The sequence below is a fragment of the Buttiauxella gaviniae genome (genome assembly GCF_040786275.1).
GTDB lineage: Bacteria > Pseudomonadota > Gammaproteobacteria > Enterobacterales > Enterobacteriaceae > Buttiauxella > Buttiauxella gaviniae_A.
This window is the reverse complement of record NZ_JBFMVT010000002.1, coordinates 1,134,005-1,150,607: the sequence shown is the minus strand read 5'-3', so window position 1 is coordinate 1,150,607 and position 16,603 is coordinate 1,134,005. Positions and strand designations below refer to the sequence as shown.

Annotated in this window: 13 protein-coding genes; 11 read left to right on the top strand and 2 right to left on the bottom strand. The window is 49.4% G+C overall.

What is annotated here, in order from left to right; genetic code table 11:
- Positions 1 to 52 precede the first annotated feature (52 nt).
- Complete coding sequence (gene metK, locus AB1E22_RS05870) at positions 53 to 1,207, bottom strand: methionine adenosyltransferase (RefSeq protein WP_367594496.1); 1,155 nt, start codon at positions 1,205 to 1,207, stop codon at positions 53 to 55.
- 422 nt (positions 1,208 to 1,629) lie between these two features.
- Here metK and AB1E22_RS21805 point away from each other — a divergent pair, with 422 nt between their 5' ends.
- The 5 genes from AB1E22_RS21805 (at position 1,630) to AB1E22_RS05850 (ending at position 6,686) form a co-directional block, all read left to right on the top strand.
- Entirely contained in the window at positions 1,630 to 1,767 is a 138-nt protein-coding gene (locus AB1E22_RS21805; protein ID WP_437178375.1) for a hypothetical protein, read from the top strand.
- Between the two features lie 102 nt (positions 1,768 to 1,869).
- Positions 1,870 to 2,016, top strand: a complete 147-nt coding sequence (gene yqgB / locus AB1E22_RS05865; RefSeq protein ID WP_367594495.1) for an acid stress response protein YqgB — start codon at positions 1,870 to 1,872, stop codon at positions 2,014 to 2,016.
- Positions 2,009 to 3,985, top strand: a complete 1,977-nt coding sequence (gene speA / locus AB1E22_RS05860; protein WP_367594494.1) for a biosynthetic arginine decarboxylase — start codon at positions 2,009 to 2,011, stop codon at positions 3,983 to 3,985. Before yqgB ends, speA begins: the two co-directional genes overlap by 8 nt.
- Before the next feature lie 146 nt (positions 3,986 to 4,131).
- Positions 4,132 to 5,052: an agmatinase gene (gene speB / locus AB1E22_RS05855; protein ID WP_367594493.1), complete on the top strand. Its 921-nt coding sequence runs from the start codon at positions 4,132 to 4,134 to the stop codon at positions 5,050 to 5,052.
- 344 nt (positions 5,053 to 5,396) lie between these two features.
- Positions 5,397 to 6,686: an HD-GYP domain-containing protein gene (locus AB1E22_RS05850; RefSeq protein WP_367594492.1), complete on the top strand. Its 1,290-nt coding sequence runs from the start codon at positions 5,397 to 5,399 to the stop codon at positions 6,684 to 6,686.
- A 13-nt stretch (positions 6,687 to 6,699) separates the two neighbouring features.
- On the opposite strand, the gene AB1E22_RS05845 is transcribed toward AB1E22_RS05850, so the two are convergent.
- Positions 6,700 to 7,458 carry a M48 family metallopeptidase gene (locus AB1E22_RS05845; protein ID WP_367594491.1) on the bottom strand — a complete coding sequence of 253 codons (759 nt, stop codon included), beginning with the start codon at positions 7,456 to 7,458 and terminating at the stop codon, positions 6,700 to 6,702.
- 263 nt (positions 7,459 to 7,721) lie between these two features.
- Between AB1E22_RS05845 and tkt the strand changes: the two genes are divergently transcribed.
- The 6 genes from tkt to AB1E22_RS05815 all read left to right on the top strand — a co-directional run bounded on the left by tkt (position 7,722) and on the right by AB1E22_RS05815 (position 16,601).
- Entirely contained in the window at positions 7,722 to 9,713 is a 1,992-nt protein-coding gene (gene tkt / locus AB1E22_RS05840) for a transketolase (RefSeq protein ID WP_367594490.1), read from the top strand.
- 230 nt (positions 9,714 to 9,943) lie between these two features.
- Positions 9,944 to 11,014, top strand: a complete 1,071-nt coding sequence (locus tag AB1E22_RS05835) for a YncE family protein (RefSeq protein ID WP_437178374.1) — start codon at positions 9,944 to 9,946, stop codon at positions 11,012 to 11,014.
- Between the two features lie 88 nt (positions 11,015 to 11,102).
- Positions 11,103 to 13,106, top strand: a complete 2,004-nt coding sequence (locus AB1E22_RS05830) for a TonB-dependent receptor domain-containing protein (RefSeq protein WP_367594489.1) — start codon at positions 11,103 to 11,105, stop codon at positions 13,104 to 13,106.
- Positions 13,107 to 13,463: 357 nt separating this feature from the next.
- Positions 13,464 to 13,907 carry a PTS mannitol transporter subunit IIA gene (gene cmtB / locus AB1E22_RS05825; protein WP_367597338.1) on the top strand — a complete coding sequence of 148 codons (444 nt, stop codon included), beginning with the start codon at positions 13,464 to 13,466 and terminating at the stop codon, positions 13,905 to 13,907.
- Between the two features lie 22 nt (positions 13,908 to 13,929).
- Positions 13,930 to 15,315 carry a PTS mannitol transporter subunit IICB gene (locus AB1E22_RS05820; RefSeq protein ID WP_367594488.1) on the top strand — a complete coding sequence of 462 codons (1,386 nt, stop codon included), beginning with the start codon at positions 13,930 to 13,932 and terminating at the stop codon, positions 15,313 to 15,315.
- Between the two features lie 11 nt (positions 15,316 to 15,326).
- Complete coding sequence (locus AB1E22_RS05815; protein ID WP_367594487.1) at positions 15,327 to 16,601, top strand: zinc-binding dehydrogenase; 1,275 nt, start codon at positions 15,327 to 15,329, stop codon at positions 16,599 to 16,601.
- The last annotated feature ends 2 nt before the right edge of the window (positions 16,602 to 16,603 follow it).

The window sequence follows — 16,603 nt, the reverse complement described above, 5'->3', positions numbered from 1 at the left end:
ACTAAAAAGGCCAGCGAAGCGCTGGCCTTTGTCATTTGCTAACGGACAGGTTTTATTTCAGACCGGCAGCGTCACGCAGCAAGGCGGCTTTGTCGGTTTTTTCCCAAGGGAAATGCTCACGACCAAAGTGACCGTATGCTGCGGTTTCTTTATAGATTGGGTGCAGCAGATCCAGCATCTGAATCAGGCCGTATGGACGCAGGTCGAAGAACTCACGTACCAGCAGGGTCAGTTGTTCGGTAGAGATTTTCTCGGTGCCGAAGGTTTCAACCATGATGGAAGTCGGTTCAGCTACGCCGATTGCGTAAGAAACCTGGATTTCACAGCGATCTGCAAGACCTGCTGCAACGATGTTTTTCGCAACATAACGCGCCGCATACGCCGCAGAACGGTCAACTTTAGAAGGATCTTTACCGGAGAATGCGCCGCCGCCGTGACGAGCCATGCCGCCGTAGGTATCAACGATAATCTTACGACCGGTCAGACCGCAGTCACCCATTGGGCCACCGATAACAAAACGGCCAGTTGGATTGATGTGGTATTTGGTGGAAGCATTCAGCCATTCTGCTGGCAGAACTGGCTTGATGATCTCTTCCATGACCGCTTCTTGCAGCGTTTTAAGCGCAACGTCTTCGGAGTGCTGAGTTGACAGCACTACCGCATCGATGCCGACGATTTTGCCGTCGTCATACTGGAAAGTGATCTGGCTTTTTGCATCCGGGCGCAACCATGGCAGTGAGCCATTTTTACGCACTTCAGCCTGGCGTTGAACCAGACGGTGTGCGTAAGTGATTGGCGCCGGCATCAGCACGTCGGTTTCGTTGGTTGCATAACCAAACATCAGGCCCTGGTCGCCCGCGCCTTGTTCCAGTGGATCGGTACGGTCAACGCCCTGGTTGATATCAGGAGACTGTTTACCGATAGCGCTCAGCACCGCACAAGAGTTGGCATCAAAGCCCATATCAGAATGCACATAGCCGATTTCACGCACGGTGTTACGGGTGATTTCTTCGATATCAACCCATGCGCTGGTGGTGATTTCGCCGCCTACCATGACCATGCCGGTTTTAACGTAGGTTTCACACGCTACGCGCGCTTTTGGATCCTGTTCAAGGATTGCATCAAGCACCGCATCGGAGATTTGGTCAGCGATTTTATCGGGATGTCCTTCTGATACAGACTCGGACGTAAAGAGGTGTTTAGCCATGTTTTATTCACCCTAAGAGAATTAGGTTAGTGCAGACTGCTGCTAATTGGCGCTCGTATCAGTGCGATGTACTGATTTAAAGAGTTCTAGCCACAGGATTAATTTCAGGCAGTCTAACAGTTAATCGGTATAGATGGATTAACATCTGGACGTCTATTCTAGGTTATCCATTAATCAGATTACCAGTGATTTTTCTGCTCGCAAGTTTCAGAGGGTAATCTTACATGGCAAATTTTACTGACAGTGCCGCAAACCAGGGATTTTTGCTTTGCAATTTTTGCCTGTTATCGGTATAAAGCGGCGCGCGCGGCTCATTCAACAAGCACACATTTTTGTGTTGCCCACTTCCAGCCGGGTTGAGCAAATTTCTTAGCTTTGGCTTGTCGCATACGCAAACCGTATGCGTGGAGGTGATACGATTAATGAACCGCTGTAATCTGAACAATCTGGCGCGCCACCCTGGTGTGCACTTTCTCCTCGCAACCTGCATTTCGTGCATCAATTCCTGCCGATGTTATACCCATCTCGGCGCTTCTCAGGACTCTCGGGCTGGTCACTGATCTCCGTGATAACTGAACAAGGGCTCTCTTGTCTCTGACAGGAGTATTCTCAAGGTTTCGCTGACCCGTTCTACGGTGTTCGGTAACGTGTTTTACAATGATATGAAAAAGAAACCGGTCGCACAGTTTGTCTGTCAGCGTCTTATGCTGCCGCTACGCGCTGTTAATGGGTTGTTATTGCGGGATACCCCTGCGATAGTAGTCAACTGTTTTGCACATTCGTCTAAATTTGAGGTTCGCCATGTCTGACAAAATCTCTTCTGTTTCGGGTTCGTCAGTGGGCGAGCAGGATGTACACCGCTCCATGCAGGAGGTTGCTATGAGCTCCCAGGAAGCCAGCAAGATGCTGCGTACTTACAATATTGCCTGGTGGGGCAATAACTATTACGACGTCAACGAATTAGGTCACATTACCGTTTGCCCGGACCCGGATGTCCCAGAGGCGCGTGTTGATCTCGCTGAACTCGTAAAAGCCCGTGAAGCACAGGGGCAGCGTTTGCCTGCACTGTTCTGCTTCCCACAAATTTTGCAGCACCGCCTGCGTTCGATTAACGCCGCGTTCAAACGTGCGCGTGAGTCTTACGGCTATAAAGGCAACTACTTCCTCGTTTACCCTATTAAGGTAAACCAGCACCGCCGCGTGATTGAGTCGCTGATTCATTCCGGTGAACCGCTGGGTCTGGAAGCGGGTTCTAAAGCGGAGCTGATGGCCGTGCTGGCGCATGCAGGCATGACGCGTTCGGTGATTGTCTGTAACGGTTATAAAGACCGCGAATACATCCGCCTGGCGCTGATTGGCGAAAAGATGGGCCATAAGGTTTATCTGGTCATCGAGAAGATGTCTGAAATTCGCATCGTGCTGGAAGAAGCCGAGCGCCTGAACGTGGTTCCACGCCTTGGCGTACGTGCGCGTCTGGCATCGCAAGGCTCCGGCAAATGGCAGTCTTCCGGCGGTGAGAAATCCAAATTTGGCCTTGCGGCGACGCAGGTTCTGCAACTGGTTGATATGCTGCGCGAAGCGGGTCGTATCGACAGCCTGCAACTGCTGCACTTCCACCTGGGTTCGCAGATGGCGAATATTCGCGACATCGCTACCGGCGTGCGTGAATCGGCTCGCTTCTACGTGGAACTGCATAAGATGGGCGTTAACATCGAATGCTTCGACGTGGGCGGTGGCCTGGGCGTGGATTATGAAGGAACGCGTTCTCAGTCCGACTGTTCGGTGAACTACGGCCTGAACGAGTACGCGAACAATATCATCTGGGCGATTGGCGATGCGTGTGAAGAGCACGGTTTGCCGCACCCAACGGTCATCACCGAATCTGGCCGTGCGGTTACCGCGCACCACACCGTGCTGGTTTCTAATATCATCGGCGTTGAGCGTAACGAATATACGACGCCAACGGCACCTGCTGAAGACGCGCCGCGTGCGTTGCAAAGCATGTGGGAAACCTGGGGCGAAATGCACCAGCCGAATAACCGCCGTTCGTTGCGCGAATGGCTGCACGACAGCCAGATTGATCTGCACGATATTCACACCGGCTATGCATCAGGGGGTTATTCCCTGCAAGAGCGTGCCTGGGCGGAGCAGCTTTATCTGAGCATGTGCCATGAAATTCAGCGCCTGCTGGATCCGAGCAACCGCGCGCACCGTCCGATTATCGACGAACTGCAAGAACGTATGGCGGATAAGATTTACGTCAACTTCTCGCTGTTCCAGTCTATGCCGGATGCGTGGGGTATCGATCAGCTCTTCCCGGTGCTGCCGCTTGAAGGGCTGAACCAAATCCCTGAACGCCGTGCTGTGCTGCTGGATATCACCTGTGACTCCGATGGCGCTATCGATCATTACATCGACGGTGACGGCATTGCGACCACGATGCCGATGCCGGAATACGATGCGGAAAACCCGCCGCTGTTGGGCTTCTTTATGGTTGGCGCGTACCAGGAAATTCTGGGCAACATGCACAACTTGTTTGGTGACACCGAAGCGGTTGACGTGTTCGTGTTCCCTGACGGCAGCGTGGAAGTTGAGCTGTCTGACGAAGGCGACACCGTGGCGGATATGCTGCAATACGTTCAGCTTGACCCGAACACTCTGCTGACTCACTTCCGCGATCAGGTGAAACAGACCGATCTGGATGCGGGCTTACAGCAGCAGTTCCTCGAAGAGTTCGAGGCCGGTTTGTATGGCTATACTTATCTCGAAGACGAGTAAATTAAGAGCTATTGAACCCGAGCGAAATTACGGCGATAATTCGCGCAAACAAGCAGTCTGAATGAATACAGTCCCTTCCTCGTCGGGTTTAACGACGCGGAAGGGACTTTTTTTTGACATAAATTCACTTACCGCGAGGTCAGATAATGAGCACCTTAGGCCATCAGTACGACAATTCCCTGGTTTCCAACGCCTTCGGTTTTTTGCGTTTTCCGCTGAACTTCATGCCCTACGACAGCGATGCCGATTGGGTCATCACTGGCGTACCGTTTGATGCTGCGACTTCAGGTCGCGCGGGTGGCCGTCATGGCCCTGCGGCGATTCGCCAGGTTTCTACCAACCTGGCATGGGAAGGCAACCGCTTCCCGTGGAACTTCGACGTGCGTGAGCGCTTGAACGTTGTTGACTGCGGTGACCTGGTTTACGCCTTCGGTGATGCGCGTGATATGAGTGAACGTCTGCAGGCGCACGCAGAAAAACTGCTGGCGGCTGGGAAACGTATGCTCTCTTTCGGCGGTGACCACTTTGTGACTCTGCCATTGCTGCGTGCCCACGCAAAACACTTCGGTAAAATGGCGTTGGTGCATTTCGATGCTCACACTGATACCTACGCGAACGGCTGCGAGTTCGACCACGGCACCATGTTCTACACTGCGCCAAATGAAGGTCTGATCGACCCGAACCATTCCGTGCAAATCGGTATTCGTACTGAGTTTGATAAAGACAACGGCTTTACCGTGCTGGATGCGGGCCAGGTTAACGACCGTACCGTTGATGATGTGCTGGCGCAGGTGAAGCAAATTGTTGGCGATATGCCTGTTTATCTGACCTTTGATATCGACTGCCTGGACCCGGCTTTCGCGCCAGGTACCGGTACGCCGGTTATTGGTGGTCTGACGACAGACCGTGCGCTGAAACTGGTGCGTGGCCTGAAAGATCTAAATATCGTGGGTATGGACGTAGTGGAAGTTTCTCCAGCTTACGATCAGTCTGAAATTACTGCGTTGGCCGGTGCGACATTAGCGCTGGAAATGCTGTACATCCAGGCTGCGAAGAAAGGCGAATAATCAGGCAAACCCGTTTGCCGTTTTGAGCCAGGGCGGCGTTCACTACCACTACGCACTAAGGTGCGTTTTGGTGGTTGAGCGCAGCCCGTATTCCTGGCTCTACCCCGTAAGAGCCATCTTCTCCCTGCTGAATTACGTATTGCTTTTCATTGGGTAATTGGTTTAAATCAGCGCACATTAATATCAAAACTGTAAGCATCTATTAATTTATATTTTTTGTGTGAGATACAGATATTTTGCCAATAAAGTGTGAAATTAATTAACAATTAAATGCTTTAAATAAACACATCCCATCATCTAATTAAAACTTGTCCATATAAAATCAAACATTGCTGATATAAGCCATGCTTGAGGTTGTTTTATATGCAGATATGTTAATCTCCTGGTGTTCGATAGGAACAAATGTGGAAATAAATCTTTTTCAGGTTTTATCAACGATTGCGCTAGCTATTGAAACCAGTGCGCCTGAACTGAACGGTCATCATAAGCGGACGGCGTTCATCGCAAATGCGCTTGCCGCAGAACTCAATTTAGAACCTAAAGACCGTGAAGATGTTTTTATTTCTGCATTACTTCATGATATTGGCGGTTTGGTAAAAAAAGATTATTTAATCGCCATCGACGATCAAGAGCCTTATCGCCATGCCCACGCAGCGTATGGTGCCTCTATTTTTAATCTGGTCCCTTCGCTCAGAGATAAAGCATCTATCATCCGTCATCACCACCAACGATGGGATAATGGCCGTGGCGAGTTTTGTGGCGATGAACGTATTCCCTTCGCAAGCCACATCATTTATTTAGCCGACCGAATCGATATTCAATATCTGAAGTTGAGAAAAAGCGGGCATGAAGCGCCGATTGAACGCTGCATAGAGTTGATTAAAAATGAAGCGGAGACATTTTTCCATCCGCGGGTTCTGGAGGCGTTTCTTCGCCTGGCAAAGAAAACCTATTTTTGGTTAGCGATAGGCAAGCTCTTGCCATTGCACCTGTTAAGTATTTATTCACCGATAGCCGGCAAGACAATCAATCTCGATGAGCTAATGGATTACGGACTGTTACTGAATAACATTATTGATATGCACTGTAACTTCACTTGCCGTCATTCACTGCATGTGGGAATTGTTGCCAGATTCCTGGCAGAAAAATGCAATTATTCGGAAGTTGACTGCAAGAAAATTGAATTAGCGGGCTACTTGCATGACATCGGCAAACTGGCGATGCCGATGGGCTTATTGCATAAAGAAGGCAAACTTGATGCTGAAGATATCGCGGCATTAAAAAGCCACAGTTACCACACCTTTGAGCTTCTCTCCTCCATAGACGCTATCGCCGATATCACTCGCTGGGCATCAATGCACCATGAAAGACCCAATGGAATGGGTTATCCGTTTAGCCTTGTAGGAGATGAAATTGAACGGGAGTGCCGCATCATTTCCGTTGCGGATGTGTTTGTCGCCCTGACGGAAAACCGCCCTTACCGAACCGCGATGCCTCCTGAGAAGGTCAATGAAATTCTTCTTCGTGAAGCCGCCAATGGTTCACTTGATAGCGAGCTGGTAAACCTCTTGCTGGCGGGCCGACAAGAGGTTATGGCTATCACGGATGATATGGATTTAGCCCAGGCTAGCTAAGAGCCTCGCGCGATTATTTCAAGCCATCCGCCGTCATGCGATCACGAATATGCTGTGCGCGTTCTGCTGAAGCTGGGTGGTCGTCAAGCATTGAGCTCTGGCGGCCTTCTTCCTCTTTAGCCAGTTTTTCAAAACTGGTTGCCAGGCCAATCGGGTTGATCCCACGTTTTCTTAGCAGATCATACGAGTAGTCATCCGCTTCAGATTCCTGGCGCTGGGAGAATTGCGCATTAATCAGCTTTTCCCCTAAATCACCGAGCTGCGACTGTGACAGGCTACCGATAACTCCGCCCGCAGAAGCTGCTGCAACGCGTGCGGCGTTAGTGCCCAATGCGACCTGCATGCCTTTCTTCACATGGCCGAGTGCGACGTGGCCCATTTCATGGCCGATAACCGCTTCGACTTCGTTATCGTTCATCATGTCCATCAGGCCGCTATAAACGCGAATACAGCCGTTTGCCATAGCGAAGGCGTTCACCTCTTTGGTGACGTAAACCTTATAGTTCACCGGCATGCCGTTAATGTTATCGCCCAGGGCGCTGGCGATTTTCGCCAGGCGTTGCGCATATTCGCTATTGGCTGGAGCGATGGTGGCTTTGCTGTCGAGCTCGGCACAGGATTTGTCGCTAAGTGCTTTCACCTGCGCATCGCTTAACGTGTATGCCTGGAAGGCTTCAGCTCCGGAAGCCATCAGGCCGTTCGAGTCCATATTCTGGCAGCCGCTCAGTAGGGCAGCAACGCTCAGGCTCAGTAAAATTGGGCGTATTTTCATGCCAATATCCTTAAAAGTGACCACAGCTCAGGGGAATTCAGCCAGAGAGGGCTGGTGACTGGTTTGAGTATAAAGAAGTTAACCGCGGCTGCGCATTAAGTTGCGCAACATGCGAGCAGGATCCAGAGATTTCTTATCCGGACAAAAGGATGCTCCATGTACATGACACACCGCTTGCGGTACATTGAGGGCAATTTTTTGGGCGTAGCCCATAACGCATAGTAGTCAAGGCGTGACCTTCAACCATCCGATCTGGAGTCAAAATGTCCTCTCGTAAAGAGCTTGCCAATGCTATTCGTGCACTCAGCATGGACGCAGTACAAAAAGCCAAATCCGGTCACCCGGGTGCCCCTATGGGTATGGCCGACATTGCCGAAGTCCTGTGGCGCGATTTCCTGAACCATAACCCGCAGAACCCTGCATGGGCTGACCGCGACCGTTTCGTTCTTTCTAACGGCCACGGTTCAATGCTGATTTACAGCCTGTTGCACCTCACAGGTTATGACCTGCCGATTGAAGAACTGAAAAACTTCCGTCAGCTGCATTCCAAAACTCCGGGCCACCCGGAAGTGGGCTACACCGCTGGCGTAGAAACCACGACTGGCCCGCTGGGTCAGGGTGTTGCGAACGCTGTTGGTATGGCGATTGCGGAACGTACTATGGCCGCACAGTTCAACCGTCCAGGCCATGACATCGTTGACCACTTCACCTACACATTCCTGGGTGATGGCTGCATGATGGAAGGTATTTCCCATGAAGTTTGCTCTCTGGCGGGTACGCTGGGTCTGGGTAAACTGGTTGCCTTCTATGATGACAACGGCATCTCCATCGACGGCCACGTTGAAGGCTGGTTCACTGACGATACCGCAAAACGCTTTGAAGCCTACGGCTGGCACGTGGTGCGCGGCGTTGATGGCCACAATGCAGACGCAATCAAACGCGCTGTTGAAGAAGCTAAAGCGGTCACAGACAAACCTTCACTGCTGATGTGCAAAACCATCATCGGTTTCGGTTCTCCAAACAAAGCCGGTACGCATGATTCTCACGGCGCACCTTTGGGTGATGCGGAAATCGCATTGACTCGTGAGCAGCTTGGCTGGAAACACGCGCCATTCGAAATCCCGTCTGAGATCTACGCTCAGTGGGATGCTAAAGAAGCAGGCCAGGCTAAAGAAGCGGCATGGAACGAGAAATTTGCAGCTTACGCAAAAGCTTTCCCGCAGGAAGCCGCAGAATTTACCCGCCGTATGAAAGGCGATATGCCTGCTGATTTCGCAGCAAAAGCGCAAGAGTTCATCGCGAACCTGCAAGCTAACCCTGCGAAAATCGCTAGCCGTAAAGCCTCTCAGAACACCATCGAAGCATTCGGTCACTTGCTGCCAGAATTCCTCGGCGGTTCTGCTGACCTGGCACCATCAAACCTGACTATCTGGTCTGGTTCTAAAGCCATCAACGAAGACCTGGCCGGTAACTACATCCATTACGGTGTACGTGAATTCGGTATGACGGCGATTGCTAACGGTATCGCGCTGCACGGTGGTTTCCTGCCGTACACCTCTACCTTCCTGATGTTTGTTGAATATGCCCGTAACGCGGTGCGTATGGCAGCGCTGATGAAGCAACGCCAGGTGATGGTTTATACCCACGACTCAATCGGTCTGGGCGAAGATGGCCCAACTCACCAGCCGGTAGAGCAGCTTGCTGCCCTGCGTGTAACGCCAAACATGAGCACGTGGCGTCCGTGTGACCAGGTTGAATCTGCGGTGGCGTGGAAATACGCAGTAGAACGTCACGACGGCCCGACCGCGCTGATCTTCTCCCGTCAGAACCTGGCGCAACAGGATCGTACTGAGCAGCAACTTGCAGATATCGCTCGCGGCGCATACATCCTGAAAGATTGTGCAGGCCAGCCTGAGCTGATTCTGATCGCAACCGGTTCTGAAGTTGAACTGGCCGTTGCGGCATGGGATCAACTGTCTGCTGAAGGCATCAAAGCGCGCGTGGTTTCCATGCCGTCTACCGATGCATTCGATAAACAAGATCCCGCTTACCGTGAAGCCGTGCTGCCGAAAGCGGTTGCTGCGCGTGTTGCTATCGAAGCCAGCATTGCTGACTACTGGTACAAATACGTTGGCCTGAACGGTGCGGTTGTGGGCATGACCACCTTCGGTGAGTCTGCTCCGGCAGAGCAGTTGTTTGAAGAGTTTGGCTTCACCGTTGAGAACGTGGTGAAACAGGCTAAAGCCGTTCTGTAATGTGAATAAGGCCAGCATTGCTGGCCTTTTCTTTAATGCCCCAGATACAAAAATCCTCCCGTCAAAAAATCAAACTCCCTGCCTTAGCCCTGCAATGATCCCCAGCATTCATCTAAATACCTTTTAAAACAAGTCACTACCTCCACTGTTCACATTTGTTCATTTGTGTTGATCATGCAAGTGAAAATCATTATCATTTGCATTACGTAAATTAATGTGAACATAAGTAAATGAATCGACATACTTTGTGTGGTTACAAGAATTCGGGCTTCATTGCTTTAACGGCTGCGCTGTTGATGGGCTCCTTTGGTATCAATGCAAAACCGCTTCCCGAAAAGGATTTTCTCACCGTTCCAGCCGGAAAAGGTGTTTACGAGCTGGCGTTCGATGCCTCCAGAAACGTGTTGTTTGTGGCCTCTGCCCCTTCATTTGATAAAGATAAAACGCATGGCCTGGTCTACACGCTGAGCCCGGACACACTGGCGGCAACGGGAAATATCGCCACTGACCGACGTGCATTTGCCACCGTGCTCGATCAAGAAAACCATATTCTGTATATCGGTAACACCCTTGAAGGGTCTGTCACGCTCATTGATACCCGTAATGGCAAAGAAATTAAGACGGTACAACTCAGCGACATGAGTAATCCTGAAGCGATTATTCATACCCGAGAAATGGTGCTGGATAAGAAGCACCAGCGTTTGTATGTTTCGGGTGTGGCTGAGAAAGGGATTATTTGGGTTATCGATACACAAAAACTGCAGCACATTGCGACCATTGAAAATGTCGGTGAATATCCAACAGGGTTAGCAATCGATGAGCAGAAAGGTCGCATTTATGCCGTTAACGGTATCGGGGAATTAATTACGCTTGATGCCAGCGATAATAAAATTATTTCCCGTGTAAAAGTTGAACCGCAGAAAAAACACTTCTTCTTAAATATTGCTGTGGATAATAAAAATGAGCGGGCATTTATTACCGATCCCGATTTACCTGATGTATTAGTCGTTTCACTTAACGATGGGAAAATCCTCCATCGTATCGATGTGACTAACTCTCTGGCAGTGATCTATAACGCGGCTCGCCATGAAATTTATATCACGCACCGCAATGCGAAGCTTATCAGTATCGTTGACAGTAAAACGTATAAAGTGAAATCCAGCATTTCGACAACGGCGCTGCCTAACAGCCTTGCGCTTTCTCCCGATGGAAACACTCTTTATGCTAGCGTAAAGCAGGGCGAAAAAGAGATGCTTACCCAACCGGATTACATCATAAAAGTCGATCTTAATAAGATTTAACTCAATATAAATCAAAAGAACAATAAAGCCCTGTGGTGGAAATTCACAGGGCTAGCAGACTTTTTTCAATATCTCAGGTAATTAAAAAATGAGAAACAATAAACGTTTGGCATTGGCAGGGTTAGTTGTCTTCGCCGGAAGCACGGTGCTTCCGGTAATAGCAGAAGAAAATAATACAGCGGTTAGCGAATCTGAAGACCAAATGGTGGTGACAGCTTCGGGCTTTTCTCAGGAAAAGAAAGAAGCACCGGCGACTATTTCCGTTATCGACAGAAAGCAGCTTGATGAAAAGCCCAACCGTAATGTTGCGGAGGCTATTCAGGATTTGCCCGGTGTTAATGTGGGCACCGGATCAAGCGATATGTCATCCGGCGATATTATGATGCGCGGGATGGATTCGAGCTATACCGCATTTATGGTCAACAGCGTTAAACAGAATACCGGAGAGGCGCGTCCCTACGGGCAGGATATTGGGGCAGAGGTTAATTTCCTGCCACCAATGGAAGCGATTGAGCGCATAGAGGTTATTCGTGGACCTATGTCGTCTCTTTATGGATCTGATGCCATTGGCGGCGTGGTTAACGTTATTACGAAAAAGCCCTATGGCGTTGCTGACTGGACGGGCGCATTAGCCGCAAATAGCTTTATTCAGGAAGACAGTTCATTTGGTAATACCAACCAGATGAATTTATTCGCCATGGGCCCAATCGTACCTGATGTGCTGGGGGTTAGCGTCGCGGCTGACTGGCTTAACCGCCGCGATGACGAACGTAATAATTACTTTAGCAAAAACGATCGCAAGTCGATTGATATGACCGTTGGCCTTGCGGCAAATGAAACGAATTTGTTTGACCTGAATGTTGTGACGGGAAAACAAAAGAAAAACCGCGATGAAGCACCGTGGAAGTGGACGTTTGATCGCGATGCGTTCACGCTCAGCCACAGCGGTTGGTACGCCGAAGATACAATTGCGACCAAAAACTACATTAACTACGAGAAAGGGCGCTCCAGATATAACCTGAACGACGATGCGCCGCAGTATATCCAGACTGAAAACTACGTTGCCAATAGTCAGACGACGTTTACGTTTGATGCCCATAAATTAACCGTTGGGGCCAATTTTACTCGCGAGGAACTTAACGATCAGTTTGCCGTTTCGAGTAAAGAAGCGCCGGGCGTGGAACCGGTGACCAAAATCAGCCGTGACGGCTGGGCGCTGTTTGCAGAAGACGGCTGGCAGTTGGGCGATTTCACTCTCACCACTTCGGCTCGTTTAGATCGTGATAACTATTTCGGCACACATATTACGCCGAAATTGTATGGTAACTGGGTGATAACAGATGCCTGGGCACTGAAAGGGGGCGTCTCCGCGGGCTATAAAAAACCGGAGCTGCGCGAAACATCGTCTAATTTCGTGACGCCACGCGGCTCTTTACCGCCGTACCCCTATTTGACCGTGGGTAACGACGATCTCAAACCTGAGAAAAGTGTTAACTCCGAACTAGGTCTGTACTGGGCGGCTGAGAAACTGGCATTAGACGGTACGGTTTTCTATACCCAATTCAAAGACAAAATCTCTGAAGAGACGATCTGTGAAACAACGGCGACCCACCAGTGCCAGATGAACGGCTACAAAGCCGACTCTATCAGTAAATATTTTAACGTCGGTAAAGCTGATGTTTACGGGCTGGAGCTGAATGCCGACTGGCAGGTGACTGAAACGGTTAAAGCCAATGCCAACTATACCTATAACCACAGCGAGCAGAAAACCGGCGTGAATAAAGGCTATGCGCTGAATGATTTCCCGCGTCATATGGCGAATCTGTCACTCACCTGGTCGGCGACATATGCGTTAGATCTCTGGAGTAAAGTCAATTACCGCAGCAGCAACCGTGATGCCGGGGATCATATTGATTACGATACCTGGACGATGGTTGATCTCGGCGCTCGTTATCAATTGAACAAAAACACTCAATTGATGGCCGGAATTTACAACTTGTTTGATGCCGATCCGCAGCGCGTTAGCCAATGGGGTGATTATGGCCTGGTTGAAGGGCGTCGTTACAACCTGGGTGCACGCATTGAGTTTTGATTGATAGCTTGTTAGGTAAACAATAGCCAGTCAGCAATACCTGTGACTGGCTTTTTTCTTTTGAAGTGGTTTGATTTAACTTGGCGGTATATCTCAAAAATAGGGGTAATCAAGATCTTTATTGTGATCTGAATTGCAATTTTGCCATTAACAATTATTGAATATTTGTGAATGACATCAAATTATGTCTATTGACAAATTGTGTTTTTTATTTTGATTAAAACTAATGCTTTGAATTAATTGAGTAAATTATTTTCACTTAAAAATGCATTCCTTTCCAGACCTCATTTGATTTATTTCCCGCGCCGTCATACTTTAATTAAAAATAAAAAACACCCTACAAACGAGGAAGTCAGTATGCGGTTAATAGATTATTTCCCTGATGCTTCCATATCCATAAAAAACTCTGCCTCTGACTGGCAGCAGGCAATAGATTATTCAATGGAAGTTCTATTGCAAAAAGGATATGTCACCTCTGGCTATATTACTGCCATAAAAAAGACCACCCAGGAAACGGGGCCGTATTATATTCTGGCTCCCTTTGTCGCTATGCCGCATTCTAGGCCGGAATGCGGAGCAATAAAAACTGGATTGTCACTCACGCTGTTAAACACTGCCGTTGCTTTTGGCGAAAATAAAGAGCCTGTAAAGTTATTAATCGGATTGTCTGCGGCTGATTCTGATGAGCATATTGGTGCCATTCAGGCACTGAGCGAAATGTTTTGTGAAGAGTCAAAGATTGATGCTTTGCTGAATGCGAGTACCGAGCGGCAACTCATGGATATTATCACTCAAGAGTAATCATTCTCTCGTCAGGATAAATATGAAAAATAAATCAGCTCGTGCCAAAGTCCAGGCTTTCGGCGGATTTCTTACAGCTATGGTTATCCCTAATATTGGCGCATTTATCGCGTGGGGTTTTATTACCGCGCTATTTATTCCAACCGGTTGGCTACCTAACGAACATTTCGCCAAAATAGTTGGCCCAATGATCACTTATTTGCTTCCGGTGATGATTGGCTCGACCGGCGGCCATTTAATTGGTGGAAAACGCGGTGCGGTGATGGGCGGGATTGGCACTATCGGTGTGATTGTGGGTGCCGATATTCCGATGTTCATCGGCGCTATGATCATGGGCCCACTCGGCGGTTGGGTTATCAAAGTTATCGACAGAACGCTGGAAAAGCGTATTCCGCCAGGCTTTGAGATGGTTATCAATAATTTCTCATTGGGTATTGCCGGGATGCTGCTTTGTCTGTTGGCCTTCGAAGTCATTGGCCCTGCGGTATTAGTGGCGAACAACTTTGTAAAAGAGTGCATTGAAGCATTGGTCAGCACCGGTTATTTGCCGCTGCTATCCCTGATTAACGAACCGGCGAAGATTCTGTTCCTGAACAATGCTATCGACCAGGGGGTTTACTATCCACTCGGAATGCAGCAAGCGTCTGATACCGGTAAATCTATCTTCTTTATGGTGGCATCGAATCCAGGCCCAGGGCTGGGGTTGCTGCTTGGATTCGCGGTATTTGGCAAAGGAATGGCGAAGAAATCTGCTCCTGGAGCGATGATTATTCACTTCCTCGGTGGCATTCATGAACTTTATTTCCCGTATGTATTGATGAAGCCGCTGACGCTGATTGCCATGATTGCAGGCGGCATGTCCGGGATTTACACCTTTAATCTGTTAGGTGGTGGCCTGGTTGCAGGGCCAAGTCCGGGCTCTATTTTTGCCTATCTTGCCCTTACTCCTCGCGGTGCATTCTTTGCCACCATTGCGGGTGTCACCGTGGCAACCGCTGTCTCCTTTGTTATCACCGCGTTCATTCTGAAACTTGATCGCAGCAAAGAGGCCGAGAAAGAAGACAATTTTGATGAAACAGCCAGCGCAATGAAAGCGATGAAGCAGGAAGGGGCGTGGAGTGCAGGCCCGGTGAAACTGGTCGCGTTTGTCTGCGATGCGGGAATGGGCTCGAGCGCGATGGGAGCCACCACGTTTCGGAAGCGCCTGCAAAAGCAGGGCATGGAAACGGAAGTAAAACACTATGCAATAGAAAACGTGCCTGAACATGCAGAGATCATCGTCACGCATGCCAGCCTGGAAGGGCGCGTTAAAATGGTGACGAACAAACCGCTGATACTGATTAATAATTATATTGGTGACCCGAAACTCGACGCGTTATTTAATGAATTAACCGCCCAGGTAAAATAATAAGGATTGCTATGAAAACTAAAGTTGCTGCCATTTATGGCAAGCGGGATGTCCGCATCCGTGAGTTTGAATTACCAAAAATTAGCGATGATGAATTATTGGTGAGCGTTATTTCTGATAGCGTCTGTTTATCAACATGGAAAGCAGCACTGCTGGCAAGCGATCATAAACGTGTTCCTGACGACCTAAATAATCATCCTGTTATTACCGGGCATGAATGTGCTGGGGTGATTGTTGAAGTGGGAAACAATCTGGCAGGAAGGTATAAAAAAGGTCAGCGTTTTGTTTTACAGCCAGCAATGGGGTTGCCAAGCGGATATTCAGCGGGATACAGCTATGAATATTTTGGTGGCAATGCGACATATATGATCATCCCCAAGCAGGCAATTGATTTGGGATGCGTTCTGCCTTATCACGGCTCTTATTTTGCAGCAGCGTCATTGGCTGAACCTATGTGCTGCATTATTGGTGCGTATAAAGCGAACTACCACACTACGCAATATGTCTACGAACACCGCATGGGAATTAAACCCGGCGGTAATCTGGCGCTATTAGCCTGTGCAGGCCCGATGGGGATCGGTGCGATTGATTACGCCATCAACGGCAATATTAAGCCGGGCAAAGTCGTGGTGGTGGATATTGATGAAGCCCGACTGGCGCAGGCGCAAAAACTCCTGCCGGTAGAGTTGGCGGCAAAAAATGGCATTGAGCTAATTTATGTGAACAGCAAGCACCTGGATAACCCTGTGGCTGCGTTGCGAGATATGACTGGTGGTGCGGGTTTTGATGATGTCTTCGTCTATGCTGCAGTGCCCGCAGTCATTGAGCTTGGAGACGATTTGCTGGCTGACGATGGCTGCCTGAATTTCTTCGCCGGGCCAACGGATAAAAACTTCAAAGTGCCGTTTAATTTTTACAATGTGCACTACGGCAGCACGCATATTGTGGGCACTTCTGGCGGTTCAACCGATGATATGCTCGAAGCGATTGAACTTGCCGCCAGCGGGCGATTGCAGCCTTCGTTTATGGTTACGCATGTAGGCGGATTGGATGCGGTGCCTGAAACAGTCCTTAATCTGCCGGATATTCCGGGTGGCAAAAAGCTGATTTACAACGGCGTCACCATGCCCCTTACCGCTATTATCGATTTTGCCCGCTTAGGGGAAACCGATCCCTTATTCCACCGCCTTGCAGAGCTGGTTGCGGAAACGCACGGTGTATGGAACGAAGCGGCAGAAAAATATCTGTTAGCGTATTTTGGCGTTGATACCGGCGTGGAGAATTAAGC